Origin of the sequence: Bradyrhizobium sp. STM 3809 (assembly GCF_000239795.1) — a bacterium.
Lineage (GTDB): Bacteria > Pseudomonadota > Alphaproteobacteria > Rhizobiales > Xanthobacteraceae > Bradyrhizobium.
This window is the reverse complement of record NZ_CAFJ01000733.1, coordinates 1-2,443: the sequence shown is the minus strand read 5'-3', so window position 1 is coordinate 2,443 and position 2,443 is coordinate 1. Positions and strand designations below refer to the sequence as shown.

Sequence of the window (2,443 nt, the reverse complement as noted above, 5' to 3'; positions counted from 1 at the left end):
CCATCCACGTCTCAGATCCCGGAAACAGCGTGGATGCCCGGGTCAAGCCCGGGCACGACGGAGTTCTGGACTGATAGTCGCGTACGATCATGCCCAGTGATGACGAGCCGCTGTAAGCTGCCCGACTCGGCACCGCTGATGGCCACCGGCAGATAATGCTCCGTCCGCCCCTGGGTCGCGCTCTCGATCAGCACCTCGCGCGCGCAGCCGATCTCGGCGTCCAGCCGCCGCCGCAACGCCGCCTCGCCCGCCGCCCGCAGCCGGCGCGCGCGGTCGCGGATGACGGCGCCGTCGACCTGCGGCATGCGCGCCGCCGGGGTGCCGGGGCGCGGCGAGTAGGGAAAGACGTGCAGGAAGGTCAGGCCGCATTCTTCGACCAGGTCGAGCGAGCGCGCAAACATCTCCTCGGTCTCGGTCGGGAAGCCGGCGATCAGATCGGCGCCCAGCGCGATGTCGGGCCGCAATCTCCGCACCTGGTCGCAGAACGCGATGGCGTCGGCGCGCGCATGCCGCCGCTTCATCCGCTTCAGGATCAGGTCGTCGCCGACCTGCAGCGACAGATGCAGATGCGGCATCAGCCGGGCATCGTCCGCGAGCGCATCGAGCAGATCGGCATCGGCCTCGATCGAATCGATCGAGGAGATGCGCAGACGCTTCAATTCGGGCACGTGCCGCAGGATCTGCTTCACCAGCCGGCCGAGCTTCGGCGTGCCCGGCAGATCCGCGCCGTAGCTCGTGAGGTCGACGCCGGTCAGCACGATCTCGGCATGGCCGCGCGCGACGAGTGTCCGCACCTGATCGACGACCGCGCCCATCGGCACCGAGCGTGAATTGCCGCGGCCAAACGGAATGATGCAGAAGGTGCAGCGATGATCACAGCCGTTCTGGACCTGCACGAACACCCGCGGCAGTCCGCGCTGGAAGCCGTCGACGAGATGCGGCGCCATGTCGGTGACCGCCATGATGTCGGACACCGCGACTTTTTCCGACGCATCGATGCCGAAGCGCGGCGCAGCAAGCGCCTGCGCGGTCGCGCGCCACGCCTCCGGCTGCAGCTTGTCGTCATTGCCGATGACGCGGTCGACCTCGGGCATGGCGGCGAACATCGCGCTTTGCGTCTGCGCGGCGCAGCCGGTCACGACGATGCGCGCCTCGGGGCGCTCGCGCTTGAGCTTGCGGATCGATTGCCGCGCCTGCGCCACCGCCTCGTTGGTGACGGCGCAGCTGTTGATGACGATGGTGTCGGACGTCCCCGCCGCCTCGGCATGGCGCGCGATCAGCTCGGATTCGAACGCGTTGAGCCGGCAGCCGAAGGTGACGACATCGACGCTCATGCGACGCTGGCGAACAGCTCTGGCTCGAACCGGCCCTCGAACTCGAACGTCGCGGTGCCCGTCATCAGCACGTGATCGTCGCGCTCGCGCCACTCGATGGTGAGCTCGCCGCCGGGCAGCGTCATGTGGACGAGACGGTTGGCGCGCTTCAGCCGGGCGGCGGCGACCGCCGTCGCACACGCCGCCGAGCCGCAGGCTTTTGTCAGTCCCGCGCCGCGCTCCCAGGTGCGCATCGTGATGTGGTCGCGGTCGACGATCTGGGCCAGCGTGATGTTGGCCCGCTCCGGGAAGATCGGATGGTTCTCCAGCAGCGGCCCGAAGCGCTCGAGGTCATAGGAGTTGACGTCCTTGTCCACCCAGAACACCGCGTGCGGATTGCCCATGCTGACGACCGACGGCGAATGCAGGATCGGCGCATCGATCGGCCCGATCTGCAGCTCGATGTAGCGGGTGTCGCGGAACTCCTCGGCCAGCGGAATGTCCTGCCAGCCGAACTTCGGCACGCCCATATCGATGGTGTAGAGATCGGGCGTCGGGCCCTGCCAGCAGTTCAGCAGTCCGGCGCGGGTTTCGAAGGTGGCGCTGGTCTGGCCGGTCTTGCCGAACACTTGGCTCACCACGCAGCGCATGCCGTTGCCGCAGGCGCCGGACTCCGAGCCGTCATTGTTGTAGATGCGGATGAACGCCTCGGTGCCATCGAGCCGCGGCCGCTGCAGCACCATCAACTGGTCGTAAGGAACGCGCGATGCAACCGCGCGCGCCTCGTCGGGGGTCACCACGTGCTTCACGTCGCGCAGGTCCAGCACGACAATCTCGTTGCCGATCCCGTTCATCTTGACGAAGCTGTGGTTGGCGAGCGCGCTCATGAAAATATCCAAATTGTGTCCGCCTTATATGGCCACAGGCCCGGCCTTGACCAGTCCGCAGGGGGACATGACGCATCTGTCATGGGACGCGGCGCCGCCCGCCATGTTAGGTACCGGTCCATTCGCCGGCACGAACCGGGCAAACCAGCACGGCCACTGGAGAATAGTCGAATGAACCTTAGCACGTTCCGCCTCGTTCTGGCCGTGAGTTCGGTCGCGCTGGCGCTGGGCGGCCCGGCCGTC

2 protein-coding genes are annotated in these 2,443 nt (G+C 67.4%); both read right to left on the bottom strand.

Features of this window, described 5'->3' with window-relative positions; all coding sequences use genetic code 11:
* Positions 1-11: 11 nt before the first annotated feature.
* Entirely contained in the window at positions 12-1,334 is a 1,323-nt protein-coding gene (mtaB, locus tag BRAS3809_RS31435; protein WP_008966046.1) for a tRNA (N(6)-L-threonylcarbamoyladenosine(37)-C(2))-methylthiotransferase MtaB, read from the bottom strand.
* Positions 1,331-2,200, bottom strand: coding sequence for a diaminopimelate epimerase (dapF, locus tag BRAS3809_RS31430; protein WP_008966045.1), 870 nt, complete (start codon positions 2,198-2,200; stop codon positions 1,331-1,333). Before dapF ends, mtaB begins: the two co-directional genes overlap by 4 nt.
* Positions 2,201-2,443 lie beyond the last annotated feature (243 nt).